Origin of the sequence: Pseudarthrobacter oxydans (genome assembly GCF_030812335.1) — a bacterium.
Lineage (GTDB): Bacteria > Actinomycetota > Actinomycetes > Actinomycetales > Micrococcaceae > Arthrobacter > Arthrobacter oxydans_B.
Genome location: NZ_JAUSSN010000006.1, coordinates 285,902 through 300,713, shown reverse-complemented (window position 1 = coordinate 300,713; position 14,812 = coordinate 285,902). Strand labels below are relative to the sequence as shown.

At 65.5% G+C, this 14,812-nt stretch carries 17 protein-coding genes; 4 read left to right on the top strand and 13 right to left on the bottom strand.

Annotated features, from left to right (window positions below):
* Positions 1 to 53 precede the first annotated feature (53 nt).
* Both J2W14_RS12410 and J2W14_RS12405 read right to left on the bottom strand, forming a co-directional pair.
* A complete protein-coding gene (locus J2W14_RS12410; protein ID WP_307462789.1) occupies positions 54 to 1,097 on the bottom strand; it encodes an MsnO8 family LLM class oxidoreductase in 1,044 nt (347 codons plus the stop codon).
* Between the two features lie 104 nt (positions 1,098 to 1,201).
* Entirely contained in the window at positions 1,202 to 1,447 is a 246-nt protein-coding gene (locus J2W14_RS12405; protein WP_307462787.1) for a hypothetical protein, read from the bottom strand.
* Positions 1,448 to 1,627: 180 nt separating this feature from the next.
* Between J2W14_RS12405 and J2W14_RS12400 the strand changes: the two genes are divergently transcribed.
* A complete protein-coding gene (locus J2W14_RS12400) occupies positions 1,628 to 1,960 on the top strand; it encodes a hypothetical protein (RefSeq protein WP_307462786.1) in 333 nt (110 codons plus the stop codon).
* Positions 1,961 to 2,294: 334 nt separating this feature from the next.
* The gene (locus J2W14_RS12395) at positions 2,295 to 2,444 is read left to right on the top strand and encodes a hypothetical protein (RefSeq protein ID WP_307462784.1); all 150 of its coding nucleotides are present in this window, start codon (positions 2,295 to 2,297) and stop codon (positions 2,442 to 2,444) included.
* A gap of 174 nt (positions 2,445 to 2,618) precedes the next feature.
* Here J2W14_RS12395 and J2W14_RS21230 read toward each other — a convergent pair whose 3' ends face one another.
* Entirely contained in the window at positions 2,619 to 2,879 is a 261-nt protein-coding gene (locus J2W14_RS21230; protein WP_370871284.1) for a DUF4209 domain-containing protein, read from the bottom strand.
* Positions 2,880 to 3,178: 299 nt separating this feature from the next.
* Positions 3,179 to 3,385, bottom strand: coding sequence for a hypothetical protein (locus J2W14_RS12390; RefSeq protein WP_111904418.1), 207 nt, complete (start codon positions 3,383 to 3,385; stop codon positions 3,179 to 3,181).
* A gap of 231 nt (positions 3,386 to 3,616) precedes the next feature.
* Here J2W14_RS12390 and J2W14_RS12385 point away from each other — a divergent pair, with 231 nt between their 5' ends.
* Positions 3,617 to 3,790, top strand: a complete 174-nt coding sequence (locus J2W14_RS12385) for a hypothetical protein (protein WP_307462779.1) — start codon at positions 3,617 to 3,619, stop codon at positions 3,788 to 3,790.
* A gap of 264 nt (positions 3,791 to 4,054) precedes the next feature.
* Here J2W14_RS12385 and J2W14_RS12380 read toward each other — a convergent pair whose 3' ends face one another.
* The 9 genes from J2W14_RS12380 to J2W14_RS12340 all read right to left on the bottom strand — a co-directional run bounded on the left by J2W14_RS12380 (position 4,055) and on the right by J2W14_RS12340 (position 13,682).
* Complete coding sequence (locus J2W14_RS12380; RefSeq protein ID WP_307462778.1) at positions 4,055 to 4,279, bottom strand: hypothetical protein; 225 nt, start codon at positions 4,277 to 4,279, stop codon at positions 4,055 to 4,057.
* A 155-nt stretch (positions 4,280 to 4,434) separates the two neighbouring features.
* Positions 4,435 to 5,409, bottom strand: coding sequence for a class 1b ribonucleoside-diphosphate reductase subunit beta (nrdF, locus tag J2W14_RS12375; protein ID WP_024368367.1), 975 nt, complete (start codon positions 5,407 to 5,409; stop codon positions 4,435 to 4,437).
* Positions 5,410 to 5,504: 95 nt separating this feature from the next.
* On the bottom strand, positions 5,505 to 7,625 hold the full coding sequence (nrdE, locus tag J2W14_RS12370; RefSeq protein ID WP_307462838.1) for a class 1b ribonucleoside-diphosphate reductase subunit alpha: 2,121 nt from the start codon (positions 7,623 to 7,625) through the stop codon (positions 5,505 to 5,507).
* A gap of 38 nt (positions 7,626 to 7,663) precedes the next feature.
* Complete coding sequence (nrdI, locus tag J2W14_RS12365) at positions 7,664 to 8,152, bottom strand: class Ib ribonucleoside-diphosphate reductase assembly flavoprotein NrdI (protein WP_307462777.1); 489 nt, start codon at positions 8,150 to 8,152, stop codon at positions 7,664 to 7,666.
* Between the two features lie 42 nt (positions 8,153 to 8,194).
* The gene (nrdH, locus tag J2W14_RS12360; RefSeq protein ID WP_024368364.1) at positions 8,195 to 8,440 is read right to left on the bottom strand and encodes a glutaredoxin-like protein NrdH; all 246 of its coding nucleotides are present in this window, start codon (positions 8,438 to 8,440) and stop codon (positions 8,195 to 8,197) included.
* Positions 8,441 to 8,963: 523 nt separating this feature from the next.
* Complete coding sequence (locus J2W14_RS12355; RefSeq protein ID WP_307462775.1) at positions 8,964 to 10,202, bottom strand: SAM-dependent methyltransferase; 1,239 nt, start codon at positions 10,200 to 10,202, stop codon at positions 8,964 to 8,966.
* Entirely contained in the window at positions 10,199 to 11,572 is a 1,374-nt protein-coding gene (locus J2W14_RS12350; protein ID WP_307462774.1) for a class I SAM-dependent methyltransferase, read from the bottom strand. Before J2W14_RS12350 ends, J2W14_RS12355 begins: the two co-directional genes overlap by 4 nt.
* Entirely contained in the window at positions 11,569 to 12,300 is a 732-nt protein-coding gene (locus J2W14_RS12345; protein WP_307462772.1) for a DUF1365 domain-containing protein, read from the bottom strand. The genes J2W14_RS12350 and J2W14_RS12345 overlap by 4 nt, the downstream gene beginning before the upstream one ends.
* Complete coding sequence (locus J2W14_RS12340; RefSeq protein WP_307462770.1) at positions 12,297 to 13,682, bottom strand: NAD(P)/FAD-dependent oxidoreductase; 1,386 nt, start codon at positions 13,680 to 13,682, stop codon at positions 12,297 to 12,299. Before J2W14_RS12340 ends, J2W14_RS12345 begins: the two co-directional genes overlap by 4 nt.
* 184 nt (positions 13,683 to 13,866) lie before the next feature.
* On the opposite strand from J2W14_RS12340, the gene J2W14_RS12335 reads away from it, so the two are divergent.
* Positions 13,867 to 14,799, top strand: a complete 933-nt coding sequence (locus J2W14_RS12335; RefSeq protein WP_307462769.1) for a LysR family transcriptional regulator — start codon at positions 13,867 to 13,869, stop codon at positions 14,797 to 14,799.
* The last annotated feature ends 13 nt before the right edge of the window (positions 14,800 to 14,812 follow it).

Here is a 14,812-nt window from a genome sequence, read left to right as displayed (position 1 = left end):
AGGACCGGGCCAGACCGGAATGGCTGCTCGCGCTGGGAGGGCGCTAGGTGGCGTCAAGTCACGTGGGCGTCAATGGGATGCCGCGAATCCACGCGCTCGTCTTGGGGGAAGAGCCCGGCCAGGATCCGATCGGATTCCGCCTGTGCCGCGGCGTCGAAGGCTCCGCCTGTGATCAGCAATTCGCTAGCTCCGGAGGTCGCGATCAGGCGTTGGACTTGGGTCCGCACCTCGGAGGCCGTGCCGTAGAGCGATGTGGACAGGCTCCTTTCGACCGCTTCCTTTTCCCGGAGAGTCAGCCCGGCCCACTCGGTCGGACCCACGGGCGCCAAGGCAGCGAATTCGCCGGTGGTCCTGGAGCGGGCCAGCGCGACGGCTTCGGGCAGAAGCAGTTCCCTCGCCGCCTGGCGCGTGGCGGCCACTGCTACGTTGGCGGAAACAAGGATGAACGGCCGCTCGAACCAGCGTGATGGACGGAACTGTGAGCGATACCTTTCCAGCGCCGGGAGGGTGCCGTTCTGATCTGTCCGGAACACGGCTGGCCCGCCCAGCACCACTGCCAGGCCGGCACGGGCTGCAATATCGATTCCCGAACCGGTGGCCAGCACGAATACCGGTGTAGCTGAATCGTTCCGCGGCCGGGCAGTGATGGGCGCGGCTCCGGACAGGTAAGCAAGCAGTTGGGCCAGCTGGTCTTCAAACCGCTCCGCGTCCTGTTTCCCGGCGCGCAGCGCATTCCGGACTGCCGGGGTGAAACCCACAGACCGGCCAACGCCCAAGTCAATCCGTGCGGGATGCAGAGCCTCCAGCGTGGTCGCCTGTTCGGCCACCACGAGTGGTTGGTGGTTGGGAAGCATGATGCCTCCTGAACCGACCCGGATGGAGTGCGTCCGGGCAGCAACGGCGGCCATCAGCACGGCCGGAACGGAACCGGCTATGCCTGGCACCGCGTGGTGCTCTGCGACCCAGAAGCGGTGGTAACCCCATTCCTCGGCCCGCTGGGCCCGTTCCAGCACCCGGTTCAGGGCGTCCGCAGCAGGAAACCCGTCCCGGGCGTTGGCACGGTCGAGAATGGAAATCCGGGGCAGGGGAAGGGCCATACTGCTGGAACCACTCCGGGCGCGGAAGAATTCCGCTCCGGAATGCGGGTACGGAGTCCGGGTCCGACACTGTGCGCGGACGGCCGAGGGCCGCTTCCCGGGGCTCAGGCGTTCTGCCAGTGGATCTTGATGGCGTCCGCAATGGGGCCCTTGGCAACATACACGGTCAGGACGACCGGGGCCTCGTTCTCGTGTTCGATGTCGAAGTTGCGGTACACACGGCCGCAGGAGGGGCAGAGTGTGTGGATGTCGCCTGTGTCACTCCGTGCGGAAGCCTTCGCCGCGGAACATGCGTAGACCTTGCCCTGAAGGCGCCGTGGACATCCCGTCACCGTTTCCAGGGCTGTCATCGATGGGGGAAATAGTCCTTCAGAAGATGTCGGGCGGCCGAGGCCCCGTCCCCCTCGCAGACAAGCGTTGGCGTATGGAAAGTGGAGGGACGGGGGCGTAATATCCCTTCCCCGGGCCCTCAGCCACGGGCCCGGCGGGTACACCCCAATCCACCTAACGGAGAAAGTGTGGGACCTACGATGAGCAAGCAACAGCAAACCGGGCATCAACGTGATCTCAGCAGTCAGCTGAAGGATTTCATCGCCTCCTGGAAGCTATCCGAATCGGACGATGTAAAGCTTGCTCCCGAGGAATTGTCTGACCTGGTGTTTTTCGTCGCGAAGCACGAGGAGCAGCAACCTCGGAGGAACCCGAATGACGAGATGTACTACTACGTCATTAGCCGGTGGTATGTCCCGGAAACGAACAGGTTGCACGAAAACCGCAACTACCCGAACAAGGATTCCCACAGGTACTGCACATATTCGAAGGGCAAGGGCGACAAGGACTGGATAAGGGAGTCGTGTTACTAGCCAACCTGTAGAGAGCGTTGCCCAACCGAACCTGTGGCAACTGAAGGCTCCATCGGTCGCGCCCGGGAGATCATCAGGCTCCATTCCGCGTCGGTTCCCGTGCCGGCCGAAGAAACAGAACAAGCCCACTTTTTGCGGGAGGCGGGCTTGTTCGTTGAGGGAACCGCTCAGCACGCGATCCGGATGTCAAAGCAGGGGAAAGGACACCTCTCGGCTACTGGAGACCGCATCCGGGGGAACCATTGAGTCGCCCCGCGGGAGTGCTGCCGGGCTCCAACAGCCCTCACGATCGGCGTTGCCGGACAGGGGCTAGGCTGGCGCTTGTGCTGGTCCCGTGAATCACGCACCCTCACGGAGCACGATCGACGTCATCGTCCAGGCCGGGGACCCCGAGTGGTGGCAGATCGTCGCCGCCCTAGTGCCGCTCGTCGTGCTCGTCGTTGGGGGGATCGGCTGGTTAGCCCCATGCGCGGGACCCTATTGACCCGCACGAAAAATGTGATGCTCCCTCCCGCGCATTCTGATGTGCCCAACGACGAGCATGGGGCTGCATCAACTGTTGATTGAACAGTCGGCTCAAGAAAGGGTTAAGGGTACGGCCAAAGCCCGCAAGCTTTCCCATTGCGGGCCCACACGGTTTGCCTGCAGCGTGAGCCGTTCAGGACGCCTCCGTTGCAGCCTCGCTACCCGTTGCGCCGGCATCATCTGACGGTCTTCTTGAACGCGTCCAAAACGGGACCAACACGAGGTAAAGGGTCAACCACCAAATGTAGACTCCAGCGGCACCGTTGGCGGTACCGGGATCACAGAGGCCATGCAGTAGGTCGTTGCGCAGGTTCGAGCTCCTGGGGCCTACGAGCGTTGCTCGGGCGCGGATGCCAAGGCTGTGCGGTCGTGCTCTGCGAAGATGCTCCTTCACAGAGAATCTCGGGACAGCTGTGCTGTCCTGTGTGTTGAGACAAATAGCCCCGACCAAGTGACCCGGTCGGGGCTTTCTTGCTGTTTCGGTGGCAGGTGGAGTGTTAGCGCCGAGACGCTGCGATCTCAGCGCGCAGCTTCATGAGGGAGAGGCCGAGATGGTTCTCGCCTTTGCCCTGGTGGCGGGGGCAGGTGCAGGCGCCCCAGATGGTGTTGTGTCAGTGATTGGATTCGATGATCTCGGCTGTTCCCGTCTCCAAAAGCCATTCAGTCCGAGAACCGCAGGGCCACACCTCCGGGTCATTCGTTTGGACCGACGTCATACTCATATGCGTCCTGGGCGGCCTTGAGGTCGTCATACGCGACGACCCAGACCCTGCCCTTGGGTGTGAGCTGGTCCACCCCGGTGGCATCGAGCTCGGCGATTTCCCGGCGGTAGTCTGCCGCGGCCATGCGTTCCGTGTCCGCGGCCAGGCGCACGGCCTCTTCCAAGGCTGCTTTATCCATGGGACTAGGCTCGCATGCCCGGCCCTCGAATTCCAGAGCCGGGGATCGCCCCTTCAGCGCCCGTCCGGCGACTGCTGCCCGCCTGATTCAGGCCGCTCTCGGCGGAGGTGGCCTTCCGGCAAAGGGACGGAAGTCGTCCCGATCGGGTCCGTAGAAAGCTCTTGGAGCAGCCAAGGCAAAGCGCTAGCATCGGTTCGGTGCCCCAATCCCGACGCGGAGAGGAACGATGAAGTGAAGATAGAGATAACCGACACCGAGGTTGAGGACCTGGCAGGATACGTCCGCGGGCTGGCCGGCGCCGGTGACGGACCCAGCGCCGAACAGGCGATCCGGGAAGCGGTCACGGAGATGCAATCCAATCTGGAGGCGCAGGTCGTCGCGCGAGCGATTCTGAAGCTCAAGTGACGCCCTGGCCCGGTCCGGCTCCGCCAGGCTCCCGGACCCTGCAGGACGCTTTGCCAGGACGGAGGACCGGACCTGCAAACCGGAGTAGTGAGCGGAGCGCGGCAAGGCGGCCCGCCGCCGATCGCCCGAGAAACGAGATCGAAGGGGCACCCGCACTCTTTAGGAGACAAGCGGCACCGTCAGCAGCAAGGATAGAAAGGTGAATGCGACTACCGCACTCCCCTGATCGGAGCCGTTGTCAAGGTCGGATGGCGGGATGGCCCTTCACTCCAGACTGTTGAGCCGCCCGATCAGGCCGAGCACCGGCAGGGGGCTGCGGACGGTCAACTCCGGTGTAGCCATGCCCTGGTAACTGGTCTCTGTGGTGCTCACGTCATTGGCGAAGTCGGGACTGAGCACCAGACCGTTCAACTTGGCCGTCCGGTCAATGGCTTCCCCCCGGCACTCGGCCCGCAAGCGTGCCGCATCGAGCGCCGGAGGCCGTTGCATCCCGGGAGGCTTACAAAGCGGGCCCTGCGCAATGTACCGTGCAGGGCCCGCTTTAGTGGTAGCTACCTGCAGGACTTTCAAGTCGTCTTATCGGGCGACATGTCACTCACAACGACGACGACGCCAGGGAAGACAGGAAGGGTGCAAGGGAAGGACTAGAAGTCCCAGTCGTCGTCCTCGGTATTGACAGCCTTGCCAATCACATAGCTCGAACCCGATCCCGAGAAGAAGTCGTGGTTCTCGTCCGCGTTCGGCGACAGGGCCGACAGAATCGCCGGGTTCACGTCGGTGACTGAGGCCGGGAACATGGCCTCGTAGCCGAGGTTCATCAGCGCCTTGTTGGCGTTGTAGTGCAGGAACTTCTTGACGTCCTCGGCCAGGCCGACGGAGTCGTAGAGGTCGTGCGTGTACTGGACTTCGTTCTCGTACAGCTCGAAGAGCAGCTCGAACGTGTAGTCCTTGATCTCCTGCTTGCGCTCCTCGGACAGGCCCTCCAGGCCCTTCTGGAACTTGTAGCCGATGTAGTAACCGTGCACGGCCTCGTCGCGGATGATCAGGCGGATCAGGTCGGCCGTGTTCGTCAGCTTGGCCCGGGAGGACCAGTACATCGGCAGGTAGAAGCCCGAGTAGAAGAGGAAGCTCTCCAGCAGCGTGGAGGCCACCTTGCGCTTCAGGGGATCGTCGCCCTGGTAGTAGTCCATGACAATCTGGGCCTTCTTCTGCAGGTTCACGTTCTCGGTGGACCAGCGGAATGCCTCGTCGATCTCCTTGGTGGAGGCCAGCGTGGAGAAGATGGAGGAGTAGCTCTTGGCGTGCACGGACTCCATGAAGGCGATGTTCGTGTAGACAGCCTCTTCATGCGGGGTGATCGCATCCGGAATCAGCGAGACGGCGCCGACGGTGCCCTGGATGGTGTCCAGAAGCGTCAGTCCGGTGAATACGCGCATGGTGAGCTGCTGCTCGTCCGGGGTCAGCGTCGCCCACGACTGCACGTCGTTGGACAGCGGGATCTTCTCCGGCAGCCAGAAGTTGTTGACCAGGCGGTTCCAGACATCCACGTCCTTGTCGTCCTGGATGCGGTTCCAGTTAATGGCTTCAACGTGGCTAAGCAGCTTGACCTTCTCGGTCATGTCATCCCCTAAAAGTTGGGTTGGTTCTTTAGTTAAAGCGTACGACGGCGGGCGGGCGCCCGCCGTCGTACTCAAGCAAAATCAACCGATATCGGTTACAACATACAGCTGACGCAGCCGTCCACCTCAGTCCCTTCCAGCGCGAGCTGGCGGAGACGGATGTAGTAGATGGTCTTGATGCCCTTCTTCCAGGCGTAGATCTGGGCCTTGTTGATGTCGCGCGTGGTGGCGGTGTCCTTGAAGAACAGCGTCAGGGACAGGCCCTGGTCCACGTGCTGCGTGGCGGCGGCGTACGTGTCGATGACCTTCTCGTAGCCGATCTCGTACGCGTCCTGGTAGTACTCCAGGTTGTCGTTCGTCAGGTACGGCGCCGGGTAGTACACGCGGCCCAGCTTGCCTTCCTTGCGGATCTCGATCTTGGACGCCACCGGGTGGATCGAGGAGGTGGAGTTGTTGATGTAGGAGATCGAGCCCGTCGGCGGGACGGCCTGCAGGTTCTGGTTGTAGATGCCGTGCTCCATGACCGAGGCCTTCAGCTCGCGCCAGTCGTCCTGGGTGGGGATGTGGATGTTCTGGAACAGCTCGGCGACCTTGGCGGTCTGCGGGACCCATTCGCGGTCCGTGTACTTGTCGAAGAACTCGCCCGAGGCGTACTTGGACTTCTCGAAACCGCCGAAGGTCTGGCCGGTCTGGATGGCCAGCCGGTTGGAGGCGCGGACCGCGTGGTACACCACCGAGTAGAAGTAGATGTTGGTGAAGTCCAGGCCCTCTTCGGAGCCGTAGTGCACCCGCTCGCGGGCCAGGTAGCCGTGCAGGTTCATCTGGCCGAGGCCGATGGCGTGGCTCTGGTCGTTGCCGCGGGCGATCGAGGGCACCGAGGTGATGTTGGACATGTCCGAGACGGCCGAGAGCGAGCGGATGGCCGTCTCGATCGTCAGGCCGAAGTCCGGCGAGTCCATGGTCTTGGCGATGTTCAGCGAGCCCAGGTTGCAGGAGATGTCCTTGCCGGTCTGGTCGTAGGACAGGTCATCGTGGTACGTCGTGGGCTGGGAGACCTGGAGGATCTCGGAGCACAGGTTGGACATGATGATCTTGCCGTCAATCGGGTTTTCCCGGTTCACGGTGTCCTCGAACATGATGTACGGGTAGCCGGATTCGAACTGGATCTCGGCGAGGGTCTGGAAGAACTCGCGTGCCTTGATCTTGGTCTTCTTGATCCGGGAATCGTCCACCATCTCGTAGTACTTCTCGGTGACCGAGACGTCGGAGAACGGCATGCCGTAGACGCGTTCGACGTCGTAGGGCGAGAACAGGTACATGTCCTCGTCCTTCTTGGCCAGCTCGAAGGTGATGTCCGGGATGACGACGCCGAGCGAGAGGGTCTTGATGCGGATCTTCTCGTCCGCGTTCTCGCGCTTGGTGTCCAGGAAGCGGTAGATGTCCGGGTGGTGCGCGTGCAGGTACACCGCGCCGGCACCCTGGCGGGCACCGAGCTGGTTGGCGTAGGAGAAGCTGTCCTCGAGGAGCTTCATCACGGGGATGACGCCGGAGGACTGGTTCTCGATCTGCTTGATCGGCGCGCCGACCTCGCGGATGTTGGTCAGCGCGAAGGCCACGCCGCCGCCGCGCTTGGACAGCTGCAGGGCGGAGTTGATGGAACGGCCGATCGACTCCATGTTGTCTTCGATGCGGAGCAGGAAGCAGGAGACCAGCTCGCCGCGCTGGCGCTTGCCGGCGTTGAGGAAGGTCGGGGTGGCCGGCTGGAAGCGGCCCTCGATGATTTCGTCGACCATCTGCAGCGCGAGCTGCTCGTCGCCGCGGGCCAGGTGCAGGGCCACCATGCAGACGCGGTCCTCGTAGCGCTCCAGGAAGCGCTTTCCGTCGAACGTCTTCAGCGTGTAGGAGGTGTAGAACTTGAACGCGCCGAGGAAGGTCTCGAAGCGGAACTTCTTCTTGTACGCGCGGTTGTAGAGCTCGCGGATGAAGTTCATCGTGTACTGGTCGAGGGTCTCGCGCTCGTAGTACTCGTTCTTCACGAGGTAGTCGAGCTTTTCCTCAAGGTCGTGGAAGAACACGGTGTTGTTGTTGACGTGCTGCAGGAAGTACTGGTGCGCCGCCTCGCGGTCCGCCTCGAACTGGATCTCACCGTTCGGGCCGTACAGGTTCAGCATGGCGTTGAGCTCGTGGTAGCCCAGGCCCTGGAAGGCAGCCGGCATGGCCTGCTTCTCGCCGGGGACGGTGTGCTTCTCGACGGCTACTTCTGTTCTTGCGACAGTCGTGTCCAAAATTCTTCCAATCCTTGTTGTACACGGCTGACGTCTTCCGGCGTCCCCATGAGTTCGAATCGATATAGGTGCGGGACCTGGCATTTGGCGGCGATGATGTCGCCGGCCATGCAGTAGTTGTCCCCAAAATTCGTGTTGCCCGCCCCGATCACGCCCCGGAGCTGCTGCCGGTTGCGCGGATCGTTCAGGAAGCGGATGACCTGCTTCGGAACTGACCCCTCTCCCCCGGTGCCGCCGTAGGTGGGAAGCACCAGCACGTAGGGTTCGGTTGCCACGAGCGCGGGTTCCCGCGAATGGAGCGGGATCCGGGCCGCGTCGACGCCGAGCTTCCTGATGAAGCGTGCGGTGTTCTCCGAGGAGGAGGAGAAGTAGATGAGGTGGCTGGCGGTGGTCCGGGCGTCTGCCGTCACCGGCCCGGCGCCGGTAGCCGGCGTCGTGGCGGCTGTTGCCAGTGCCATGGAGCTGCTCACCTCATCTGACGTGTTTTCGTTCGAAGCGGTTCAGGCCACGGCGACGGCGTAGGCCTGCGCCAGTTCTTCGATCTTGTCGGGGCGGAACCCGGACCAGTGGTCCTGGTCGGTGACGACAACCGGGGCCTGCATGTAGCCGAGGGCCTTCAGGCGCTCGAGGGCATCCGCATCCTGCGAGATGTCGACGCTCTGGTAGGTGATGCCCTTCTTATCCAGCGCGCGGTATGTCGCGTTGCACTGAACACAGGCCGGCTTCGTGTAAACCGTTACGGTCATGGTCCCTGTCCCCTTTGTTGAAGTCTTTGGTACTGCGAAATGTTTACTGCTCTGGAGCTGCGGCTGTTGAGCTGAGTCTCTGGTGCCAGTGGTCCGGGCGGGCCGCTCCGGGACAGGAATCCTGATCCGATACTGGCCTTGCCTGGCGAGCACTGCTGCTCCGCTGGAACTGTATGTCGATACTACATGTAGTGCAAGAGCCCGATGTGGACCCCAAGATGATGTATTACAAGTATGTCATTTAATGCACCGCCAGTCCACAGGCGGGGTGCCTCAAAATGTCCGGGTTTCCGCCGTTTTACCGGACGAAATCCACAGGCTGTGGAGTACCTTTGCACAATTAACTCCCTTGCGTGTCGCGCGGAAGACGGCGTGTCGCGGCGGCGCCCGCCGGGGGTCCGGAGTGCGGTTAAGCACTAGATGTGGTGTCCGGAAACACGCGAAAGGCGGGCACCCAGGGGGTGCCCGCCTTCTTCGAGCCTGAGACGCCTAACAGTTGCTGCTGTGAGACACCTGACGCTGCCTACCCGCCGGCCTCCGGCCTGCTGCAGAGGATCTGCTCCACGCCCATCCGGTGCTCGGCGAAGCTGCGCAGCGCGCCCACGAGGTAGAGCCGCCAGACCCGGGCGATCTCCTCGCCCATCATCGCGACGGCGGCCGCGTGGTTCTCCTCGAATTTCGCGTACCAGGCCTCGAGGGTCCGGACGTAGTCCCGGCGCATGCCCTGCACCGCCTCGATCTCCAGGCCGGCGTCCTCCAGGAAGCCCAGCGTCTCCCCCACCGGACGCATGTGCATGTCCGGGGCGATGAAGGACTCAATGAACGGCCCGCCCCCGGGGTGCCTGCCGCGGCGGGACATCTGCTGGACCAGCACCCGGCCGCCGGGCGTGACGTTGCTGAACAGCGCGGCGGCATAGACGGGGTAGTTCCGCTGGCCGACGTGCTCGCCCATCTCCAGGGAGGCGACGGCGTCGAACGGCCCGTCGGGTATTTCCCGGTAGTCCTGGATCCTGATGTCCACGTGCCCTTCGAGGCCGCGTTCGCGGATGCGGGCGTCAATGAACGCCTTCTGCTCCCCGGACAAGGTCACGCCGACCACCTCGGCGCCATAGTGCTGCGCGGCGTGCAGGCTCAGCGATCCCCAGCCGCAGCCGACATCCAGCAGCCGCATCCCCGGTTTGAGGCCGATCTTGCGGCAGACCAGGTCCAGTTTGTCCCGCTGCGCGTCCTCCAGCCCGTAGTTCGCTGAGGAGTTCGTCCAGTACCCGCTCGAGTAGGCCATCTGCGGATCCAGGATCAGCGCATAGAAGTCATTGCTGAGGTCGTAGTGGTGACTAATCGCCGCGCGGTCGCGGATCAGGCTGTGCAGCCTGCCCTTGACACGGGCCTGGCTGGCCGGCGGCGGGGGCGGCCCCCCGAGCGCCCCGGCCGCGCGGGCAATCCGTGCGGCCCCGGCCAGCACCGCGGGCGTGGGCCGGACGCCGGAAAGGCCCCGGTTCCGGACCACCTTCCAGAGGTGCTCGAGGACGGAGTTGAGGTCGCCGTCGACGTCCAGCTCCCCGGTGACGTACGCCTGGGCGGCGCCGAGTTCCCCGGGCGCCCAGAGCAGCCGCCGGACGGCGTCGGGCGAGTTCAGCCTAACCACGGGGGCGCCGGCCGGGCCGGCCTCGCTGCCGTCCCACACCACGAGCCGGACCGGGAGGTCCCCGCCGGCCAGCGGCCGCAGGACCTCCTCGATCAGGGCCGCGAGCGGCGCCGTCATGCGGCGGATCCGCCGGTCGCCTCGCCTGCTGTCCGGCGGTCGAGCACGATCTGCTGCACGTCGAGGTAGCCGGTCTCGAAGCCCGCGCGGGAGTAGCAGAGGTAGAACAGCCACATGCGCTGGAAGATCTCGTCGAAGCCCAGTGCCTGGACGTCGGCGGAGCGGGCCATGAAGCGCTCCTCCCAGAGCCGCAGCGTCTGGGCGTAGTGCTCCCCCATGGCGAGGCGTTCGCGGACGCGCAGTCCGGTCTGCTTCTCCGTGATGTCCTCGATGGCCCGCACGGAGGGAATGACGCCGCCCGGGAAGATGTACTTGTGCACCCAGGTGTAGCTGGAGCGGGTGGCCAGCAGCCGGTCGTGCGCGATGGTGATGGCCTGGATGGCGACCTTCCCGCCGGGGGCCAGGACCCGCTCGATCGTCTGGAAGTACGTGGCCCAGTACTCGAAGCCCACGGCCTCGATCATCTCCACGGACACAACGGCGTCGTACTCGCCCTCAACCGCGCGGTAGTCCTTGAGCTCGATCGTGACGGCGTCCGTGTAGCCGGCGTTGGCGACGCGCTTGCGGGCCAGTTCCTGCTGCTCGCTGGAGAGGGTGACGGAGTAGACGGTGGCGCCGCGCTGGGCGGCCCGGAGGGCGAGCTCGCCCCAGCCGGTGCCGATTTCCAGCACCCGGGTGCCCCGCCCGACGCCGGCCTTGTCCAGCAGGCGGTCGATCTTGGCCTGCTGCGCGGCGGCCAGGCCGTTCCAGGCGACGCCCTTCAGCGCCTCGCCGGATTCCGGGAAGATGGCGCTGGAGTAAGTCATGGTGTCGTCCAGGAACGTGGCGAACAGCTCGTTCGAGAGGTCATAGTGCCGGGAGATGTTGGAGCGGGTGTTCTGCTCGGTGTTGCGTTCCTTCCGCGGCTGGCGCGGCAGGTAGAGCGCGCGGAGTTTCTGCAGCGGCTCGGGCACCAGCGATCCCACCCGGGCGGCGAACACCTCCATGACGGCGGTGAGGTCGTCGGCGTCCCACTCGCCAGCCATAAACGACTCCCCCAGGCCGATCAGTCCGCCGTCGCCGAGCCGGGCCGCGAACGCCTCGGGACGGTTCAGGGTCATAACGGGGTACGTCTGCCCGGGGGTGGCCGGCTTGCCCAGGACGGTGCCGTCCGGGTAGCGGACCTCCAGCGGCAGCCGGCGGACCGCGGCTTTGAAGATGGCCTCGGCAACCCGGCCGGCGACGGCGACCTTCAGGCCGGAGGGGACGGCGGCGATGCTGGGCCAGATGCCGGCGTCGACCACGGCGGGCGGCTGCGGGACGGTGTAGGGGGCTGCGACCTCGTCGGCCCGGCGCGCAGCGCCGGATCCGGTCGCTTCGGTCATAGTCACTGAACTGCCTCCTGTGAAGGGTGGTGCGGTCGTTTGATGAGGGGCAGCCGGCGTGCCCAAAGCTTGATTCCCTGCCAGCGGATCTGTGCCGAGACGCGCAGGGGTGCCAGCGGGACCGCGAGCGCCGTGGCGAGGATGTTCCGCGCGGTGGCGTCGTGGCGTTCGCCGTCCACGCTGGCGATGAAGGGCTGCTGCCCCTCGCGCTCCAGGACGATCGAGACGGCGAGCCGGTCGCCGGGTTCCGGAAGCTTCATCCGGTACTGGCCTGCGACGTCGTTGAACGGTGAGACGTAGAACGCTTTCGGGACGCTGGCCCGGCCGGCGTCGTCCGTCTCCAGGAGGTAGCAGTGCCGTTCGCCGTAGGTGTTGTGGACCTCGGCGAGGACGCAGCGCAGCTCCCCGGCGGCGTTGTGGCACCAGAACAGGCTCAGCGGGTTGAACACGTGCCCGAACACCCGGGCGCTGGCGAGCATCGTGATCCGGCCGCCGTCGAGGTCAATCCCCCGGGTGGCCAGGAACGCCTCGACGTTGCCGCGGAGCGTGCCGTCCGGGTCGCCCAGGTGGTCCGCGACGCGGAACCCGGCGAGCGGCCGGAGCAGCCGGGGCAGCACCGGCAGCCGGTCAACGTCGACATACCAGCTGTAACTGCGGTAGGTGAACGCGTTCTTCAGCGGGGTGCGCCGCACATGCGCGATGGAGGTGCGGTAGACGGCTGCTGAGGCGCTCATGAGCCCTCCGCGGGGACGGTCTGCAGGTCCGGGTCCAGGGAAACCGTACCAAGCGCGACGCCGGCGTCGTCCCACTCGCGTCCGAGCCGCGCCGCCGCCCGGACCCCGGAGAGGGCGCCGTCCTCGTGGAAACCCCAGCCGTGGTACGCGCCGGCGAAGGCCAGCCGGTCATCGCCCAGGGCGAGGATGCGCTGCTGGGCCCGGAGCGAGTCGGGGGTGTACTGCGGGTGCTCGTAGACCATCCGCTCGATCACGGTGTTGTCCGCGATCAGTTCGGATTCGCCCAGGCTGACGATGTAGCGCCCGCCGTCCACGGGCGCCAGCCGCTGGAGCCGGGTCATGTCGTAGCTGACCAGGACCTTGTCCGGGCGGGCGTCGCAGGAGGGCAGCCGGTAGTTCCAGGACGCCTTGGCGTTGTCGCTGGACGGCAGCACGGCGGCGTCGCGGTGGAAGACGGTGTGGTTGACCGAGTACGGCATCCCGCCGAGCGCGGCCCGCTCGGCCGGCGAGGCGTCGGTGAGCATGCCCAGTGCCTGGGCCGGGTGGGTGGCGATCACGACGGCGTCGAAGGTTTCCGTGGTCAGTGTTCCCGCACCGGTGCTGGTGGTCAGCACCACCCCGTCCGCGTGGCGGCGCACTCCGGTGACCGGGCTGGAGAGGCGGATTTCCGGCAGCGTGGCGGCAACCTTCTCCACGTAGCTGCGCGAGCCGCCGGTGACGGTGCGCCACTGCGGGGAGCCCGAGACGCCGAGCAGGCCGTGGTGGGCCAGGAAGGTGAAGAGGTAGCGGGCCGGATAGGCCAGGGCCGTGGTGGGGTCGCAGGACCAGACGGCGCTGACGATCGGGGTCATGAAGTGCGAGATGAAGTAGCTGCTTAACTTCTCCCGGGCCAGGAACTCGCCCAGGGTCAGCTCCGGCCCGCTTGGACTGTTCTCCTCGGAGAGCAGAGCGCGGGCCTTGCGGTAAAAGCGCATCACCTCAAGCAGCATCAGCAGGTAGCGTCCGCGCAGCAGCGTGGCGGGCCGGGGAAGGATGCCGCGGCCCTTGGCCCGGGCGCCAGCGTATTCCAGGCCGCAACCGTCGCAGCGGACGGACATGCTCATTTCCGAGTCCTGGGTTTCGATGCCCAGTTCGGCGAAGAGCCGCAGCAGCGTGGGATAGGTCCGTTCGTTGTGGACGATGAAGCCGGTGTCGATCCCGAGCACGGGGCCGCCGGCCTGCGGCACGTCGTGGGTGTGGGCGTGGCCGCCGAGCCTGGAGTCGGCTTCGAACAGGGTCACGGAGTCCTGCCGGTTCAGCACGTAGGCGGCGGTCAGTCCCGCCACACCGCTGCCAATCACGGCTACGCGCCGGCCCTCGGGAATCCCTGCTGCATCTGACACTGATCTGCTCCTGTTGGCTGGTACATCGATTGCCTGGATCGTCCGGGTGAATCGTCTTATGGACAATTCGTCGCCGGAGGGCCGACGGATGTGTGCGACTTTCCACATTTTTACTTCGAACCAATGTGCCAGAATGAAGCGGGATTGCGGTCCCGCCTCACCGGAACCTGCGAAGGGCAGACCTTTGATTAACCCCGTCCATCTGCGGACCCTCGTCGAAGTGACCCGGCTGGGATCGTTCGCGGCGGCCGCCACCCGGCTCGGCTACACCGCGTCGGCCGTTTCCCAGCAGATGTCCGCCCTGGAACGCGACACCGGCGTCGAGCTGTTCCAGCGCTCGGCCCGCAGCATCCAGCCCACCGAGGCGGCCCTGGTCATGACCCGGCACGCGGCCAAGGTCCTCACGGACATCGACGCGCTCATGGCGGCGGCCTCGCGCACCGGGGACACCACCCGGCAGGAGCTCCGGCTGGGCATCTTCCCCAGTCTGGCGACCTTTGTGCTGCCGCGGATCCTGGCGAACCCGGCCTGGAAGAAACTCGGCATCGACCTGCGCGTCTCCGTGGCCGAGCCCGCCCAGACCATCCAAGGCCTGCGCACCGGCGGCGAACTCGACGTTGCCCTGGTCTACCAGGTGGGGCAGTCGGGCCTCGCGTGGCCGCACACCGTGAAGCGGCAGTGGATCGGCGACGACGACTTCCGGGTGGTGCTGCCGGCGGCCTGGGGCATCGGCACGGAGTCGAAGGTCGCGGCCGACCACCTCTCCGACATGCCGTGGATTGTGCACCACCCCGGCACGTCCGACGCCACAGTGATCGAGCGGCTCTTCGCCAGCTGCAACCTGCACCCCCGGGTCGTGGCCTACAGCGACGACTTCCATGCCAGCCTCGAGATGGCCGCGGCCGGGCTGGGCGCGGCGCTGGTTCCCGAGCTGGCCCTGCTGCACCGCCCGGCCGGGGTGGTGGTGCTGGACGTTCCCGAGATCCGGCTGGCCCGCAACGTCTTTGCCCTGCTGATCAATGAGAAGCAGACCGCCCAGGTCCAGCTCTTCGTTGAACTGCTGGCCGACACCTTCAACTCCCCGGCCCTGAAGCAGGCGGTCCCGCGCCAGGCCTGAGTCATCGGGTCAA

Excerpts from the sequence above, each read along its gene's own strand:
- J2W14_RS12410 (WP_307462789.1), bottom strand. The coding sequence starts at position 1,097 with ATGGCCCTTCCCCTGCCCCGGATTTCCATTCTCGACCGTGCCAACGCC.
- J2W14_RS12405 (WP_307462787.1), bottom strand. The coding sequence starts at position 1,447 with ATGACAGCCCTGGAAACGGTGACGGGATGTCCACGGCGCCTTCAGGGC.
- J2W14_RS12400 (WP_307462786.1), top strand. The coding sequence starts at position 1,628 with ATGAGCAAGCAACAGCAAACCGGGCATCAACGTGATCTCAGCAGTCAG.
- J2W14_RS12390 (WP_111904418.1), bottom strand. The coding sequence starts at position 3,385 with ATGGATAAAGCAGCCTTGGAAGAGGCCGTGCGCCTGGCCGCGGACACG.
- J2W14_RS12380 (WP_307462778.1), bottom strand. The coding sequence starts at position 4,279 with ATGCAACGGCCTCCGGCGCTCGATGCGGCACGCTTGCGGGCCGAGTGC.
- nrdF (WP_024368367.1), bottom strand. The coding sequence starts at position 5,409 with ATGACCGAGAAGGTCAAGCTGCTTAGCCACGTTGAAGCCATTAACTGG.
- nrdE (WP_307462838.1), bottom strand. The coding sequence starts at position 7,625 with ATGCCGGCTGCCTTCCAGGGCCTGGGCTACCACGAGCTCAACGCCATG.
- nrdI (WP_307462777.1), bottom strand. The coding sequence starts at position 8,152 with ATGGCACTGGCAACAGCCGCCACGACGCCGGCTACCGGCGCCGGGCCG.
- nrdH (WP_024368364.1), bottom strand. The coding sequence starts at position 8,440 with ATGACCGTAACGGTTTACACGAAGCCGGCCTGTGTTCAGTGCAACGCG.
- J2W14_RS12355 (WP_307462775.1), bottom strand. The coding sequence starts at position 10,202 with ATGACGGCGCCGCTCGCGGCCCTGATCGAGGAGGTCCTGCGGCCGCTG.
- J2W14_RS12345 (WP_307462772.1), bottom strand. The coding sequence starts at position 12,300 with ATGAGCGCCTCAGCAGCCGTCTACCGCACCTCCATCGCGCATGTGCGG.